This is a genomic window from Pseudomonas sp. PsB (genome assembly GCF_043658375.1).
Taxonomy (GTDB): Bacteria; Pseudomonadota; Gammaproteobacteria; order Pseudomonadales; family Pseudomonadaceae; genus Aquipseudomonas; species Aquipseudomonas putida_Z.
In genome coordinates this window covers 1-4,944 of sequence record NZ_JBIGLU010000074.1, presented here as the reverse complement: position 1 = coordinate 4,944, position 4,944 = coordinate 1, and the positions used below count along the sequence as shown (strand labels likewise).

At 54.9% G+C, this 4,944-nt stretch carries 3 protein-coding genes; all 3 read right to left on the bottom strand.

Features of this window, described 5'->3' with window-relative positions; genetic code table 11:
* Window positions 1–128 precede the first annotated feature (128 nt).
* The 3 genes from gmtX to gmtY all read right to left on the bottom strand — a co-directional run bounded on the left by gmtX (window position 129) and on the right by gmtY (window position 4,802).
* A complete protein-coding gene (gene gmtX, locus ACGLHT_RS29810) occupies window positions 129–788 on the bottom strand; it encodes a gamma-mobile-trio protein GmtX (RefSeq protein ID WP_023663234.1) in 660 nt (219 codons plus the stop codon).
* Window positions 763–3,288, bottom strand: coding sequence for a VPA1269 family protein (locus ACGLHT_RS29805; RefSeq protein ID WP_394520758.1), 2,526 nt, complete (start codon window positions 3,286–3,288; stop codon window positions 763–765). The genes gmtX and ACGLHT_RS29805 overlap by 26 nt, the downstream gene beginning before the upstream one ends.
* A 62-nt stretch (window positions 3,289–3,350) precedes the next feature.
* Window positions 3,351–4,802 carry a gamma-mobile-trio recombinase GmtY gene (gmtY, locus tag ACGLHT_RS29800; protein WP_032489568.1) on the bottom strand — a complete coding sequence of 484 codons (1,452 nt, stop codon included), beginning with the start codon at window positions 4,800–4,802 and terminating at the stop codon, window positions 3,351–3,353.
* Window positions 4,803–4,944: the final 142 nt, after the last annotated feature.

Genomic DNA, 4,944 nt, shown 5'->3' with positions numbered 1-4,944 from the left:
CAGATAGGATCACATACTGTACTAAGATGATCATGGGCCAGTAACCATGGGGGCTACAGCCGCGAGGGATGGCTAGTATATGTACTATGTTGATGTACTACAAGCCATTCCCACACAGCTGCGTCAGATCATTCGATTTCTTTCAGAATTTTCCGAATTGCAGGCACGTACCCATGCTTGTAGATCTCACCTGAATCCCCTTTCACCTGGCCCGCCCTGGTCACCATCCAGCCTTGCCTATCGAAGAAATCGTCCGATACCGCCGCTCTGAGGGCTGTGATCTCCATGTCACTTAGAACCCCTGTCAATGAGGGCAAAAGCTGAACTGACTCCCTCTCTTGAGGTATCTCGACCACATTTGGGCGGCGGTCGACAACGATGTCCTTCTGGGATTTCAGAAGGTTGAGTTCAGCCAAGTAGCGACGGCGCTCGGCCATAACCTGTGTAAACACCGCACGCAGAGCTGGATCGTCAATACGTTGAAGCAGCTCGTTGTCGCTTGGTATGCCCTGTTCCTTGGACTTCGTAGGCATTCTCCTATCCGTGCCCACACTTGCAGCCCAGGCCTCAATCAGCTGACGGAAACGAAACCCTCCGCTGTTGCGGATCGTTGAGGCAGATGGCCCGCCAGCCGCAACGGATAGCTTGGCAATCGTGGCAATCGAGAAGTTGCGACTCTTCGTTTTCTGATGTGCCTCCAGGACGCCATGCAGCACCGTCAGGGACTTGGCTTGCTGTTTGGTGGCCTGGCTTACCAATTCTTCAAAGATGAGCTGGGGATCGATCACGGATGGCCTCCCGGACTTGTTTTGAGGTGGTTGTGATCAGCTCGGATAGCTTTGCTACTGGTTGCTTTGTGAGGCGCTCCAGCGGCTCCATAGCGGCTGGTAGAAGCTGTAGGCCCTCTCCTGCCTCAAGCAGGCTAGAAACCTCACGGAATCCCTCCATTCGGTCATTGGGAGACAGCGTCAAAGCCATAGACCTCATCATCGCATTCCCGGCAATGAGCTGGAGGCGATCATCCATTCCCATCAAAATAGGTGCGTAGCCGCCCCGCATCAGAAGGTGATTCAAAGCGCGAGAGCGCTTCTCGATGGCAGGTGTGGCCCTCAGCTCATCCGTCAAATCAGCATAGATTTCAGCGTTTTCGCACAGCTGGGAGATCTGCCACAGCTCACTACTGGTCTCAATGAATGAGATGGGCTGATGAATGTCCTCCAGAGATCCCACGGCTACCAATTTCGTGGCCGAATCACCTGTGTCACGACCCTCTTCGATTGAGACAATCTTGCTGATGAGCTGGAAGCAGGAGACCAGGTCTTTCGCGTACTCGTCAGCCTCTTTGATCTGCTTCTCGTAGCGTCTTTGAGCCTGTTGCAGCTCTGCTTGTAGCAAGAATGGGCGGTTTTCCTGCTCAGCAAAGTACATCTCGTCTAGCAGATCATCGCGCTCTTGCTCGATCTCAACGGCAAGCGACGAAACCTGAGAGGCTCGATAACTAAGCATGTTGAGGTGGGCGACAAGCGCTGGTAGATAACGTGCATCGGTGATGAACCAGCGGCAACGGGGGCAGTTCTCTAGGCCATGCGGGACTGGGCCATAGACGGGCCCTTTATTGCCCCGAGTTATGACCTCCCCACCATTCCAGCATCCGCCAATGTTGCTCATCTCGTCAGATCGAGCGCTGTTTCCACCTACAAGGCACAGACCTATGTGACGCTGCTCCCAGCCAATTGCGTTGCGATTCGCCAACGCAATCTCGATTGCGCTGCCATCAATGAATGCCGTTTTAGAGTGGATCTGACGCATGTCAGCGTCCCGAAGGAAGATCTTCAGGTTTTCATCCTGCGTAGCGCTGATGCGTCCGCTTGCAACGTCCATTACCTGGGACACCATAGCCGGGGTCGGCTTCGTGTAATGCAGCGTCATGATGATCCTAGAGTGACCTGCAATCAGCTTGGATAGCACTTGGATCGGGACGCGCCCCTCCATGGCATAGCATGTCAGAAGCGAAACACGGAGGCTGTGGAGTGGGAAATCCGTTTTGATTGGCAGCGCGTTCAGTTTGGGGTCGGGAGGCTGTACAAATCGCAACCTAGAGCCGTCAGAAAGCGTCTGGCCACGCGCGGCAACCCGGTCTTCTAACGTGGAGAGCAATCGATACCACAGGTTAGGCAGTGTGTAGCCTCCCATGGGCTTGTCACGCTCTCCTGGAGGCGCCGTGGGGTCGCGGAAAAGGAAGCAGATCGAGCCCATGTCTTTCTTTTGCTCGGCAGTTTTGACGCTACCGAAGTGCTTCTCTATCAGATCAGTACAGGAGGTTGGGCCGTTAATAGGGTTGTACTTCTCTTGCCAATTCCTCAGGCGCTCCAGCCAGTACAGGACATCTTCGTTCTGCCATGGAATCGTGTAGCCACGCTCACGAGACTCCTTGTTCTGGTCTGCCGTTTTGTTTGTGCTGACGTAGAGACCGGTCATGATTTCACCGATGTTCTGGTCGTGGATACGGCAGAAGATTCCCCGTTTCCAGGGGTTCCCCTCGCGACCTAGAGAGAACCCATGGCGATTGTTCAGAACCCAGTCGCCGCCCTCATACCGCCACGTATCAGCCTCGCCAGAGTCCAGGAAACGTACCTGATAGGTACGAAGCGGCAAGTGAAGCTTTACGTGAAGCGCCATCGACCGAACAGGCGACCAGATTTCGTAGCGATCATTTTTGTAGCGCCATACGCAATCCGGGTCATCCTCGTCGATGACCGACTGCTCGACAGGGAACCAATCTCCAAAATCAGAGCGCACTTGACCGGACTGTCGCTGAGCCCACTCCCAATCGCGGAATGTACCCCTGGGCTGCGGGCACAGAATTTCGCGAAGCTCCCGAAGATATGCGTAGGGCAAGGGATTGTGCACGGTCTCGGTGATTACCGTCTTTTCCTTGCCCTTGGCGAACGGATTCTTGACCAGGGCCATAGGGACACCATGGTCATTTGGCTCGCTGTAGCTGTGGATGATGATCCAGTCGATCAGATCCACGATCCAGTTCTGGTTTTTTACGGCAGTCGCAGCGTTCATGGATGACTCCAAGAGCGGCCTCAACTCTGGCAGCAAACCCTTCTCCGCGACCTGAAAGAACACGTCTGGACTAGATCCGCCGGGCACCGTCGGCAGGTAATTGGTCATGAACCAATTCATCGCGTTGATCTTCACGCCAATCGAGCCGGACTGCGTTGCAATCCAACCGGATAGGAGTTGACGCCAGCGCTCCCAGGCTTCGCCTCGCGCCTGCACAATCCAAGTGAAGTTCGTGTCCGAAGAGCGACCGTCTCGCGAGCCGCGTCGTGTTGTCTTAGTCAAAATTTCTTAACTCTGTACCTTGTTTGTGGCGATTCGAATGCTTCCAGAGTCTCTGGTAGCGCTTCGTCCCAATCGTTGAAGGGCGAAACGATCTGGCCGCTGTCGGTCAGTTCGTCGAGCCTTTCCCCAGCGGCTGTAAGCGCAGAGGAAACGTCCGCGATACCTGGTGCGGTATATCTTTTCTGCGACTCCAGGGAGGTGTGGTGCATAGCCTTGCGGATGATCTGCGGGGGAACCTCAGCCTTCCTCAGGCGCCGCCCAAAAGCGTGCCGATGGCCATGGGTGGATCGGCCTTCAGGCTTCGATACGGTTTGCCCAATACGCGCCAAGGCTCGCTTGTAATTGCCGTTCAGTGCTTGAAGGGTGTATGGCTGGCCTGCGACGGAATCTTCGTAAGAAACGAAGGCGTAAGGATGGTGCCGCTCTACAGTCGCCAAGTATCGGATATGAACCTTCCAAAGCATCATGAATAGCACGCTGAAGCGTGTAGGAAACCAGTGCAGTTGGATGTAGTTGTCCGCGTGGTCGACCAGTCTCGTTTTCCACCCAACACGCTTCGTGCCTTGGCGAAGGTTTCTAGCCGTTAGGGCATACTTCTCCCTCAAGTACGCTGCGCGAGTCGTGGTGCCCTTGCGGCCTCTCCAGTTGTCCGGAGCCTTGCCTTCCTCGGGATGATAAACACGAACCATGGCGCCACCCTGGATCAAAGGGTGATCTTCGACATCCACTACCCACAGGTGCTGTGCGTCGCTCTCTCGTAAGCCCGCGCCGTGCATCATGATCAGTATCAGTTGATCTCGCACTGCGCACCTAGGATCAGGAGCGCCACCGAAGCCCTCCATGTACATCGCTTGGAAAAGCTTCTCAGGGAACGCGATGGCGTCATCATCAGCCTTGCTGAGTGCGCGCCGGCCTCGAATATTCCGCGCCTGATCGACGTTCTTCGAGAGCGCTTTGCTTTTGATGTGCCCTAGGAAATCATTGCTGTTGCGGCGGTGCCAGGCAGCGTAATTAAGCCGCTGATCATAGGTACTGGCGGTCATCAGGGGGTTCATGGCCGGAGCGTCGTACAGATCAGCCAGATAGTCTGTGAAGCCCTTGAGGACTGAGATATGACGGTCTGATGAGTTACGACTGGCTGGCACCCACCCTAAGCCAGATGGATCTAGCCCATCATCTCCGATTGTTCCCGTATAGAGACGTGAGGCAAAGGCCTGGAAGAGAGAGCGAGGGTCGGAGAAATGGTGCTGGTTGGCCTCCATGTACTCCAGTAGCAGCTTTGTGGCCTGGGTAACCGCACGCTGCCAGCTAGGGCTCAGATGATGGTTGGCCAGGAGGTAGTCAATCAGCGAGGACACCACACCATGCTCAGTGATCAAGACAGGGATCTCGCTCTGGACTCCCGTTCCGTCAACCACCACCTTCGCTACCACCTGAACCACCGCCATCCAATGCACCCACCCAAAAAGGTGCGGATGGTACAGATAGTACACCTATAGATGTCAACACCTTGATTTCTAAGGGGAGGGTGGAGCTAGGTTACACCCCTAATCTAGTATACTTAGTATAGTTTTAGGTGATACCAATAAT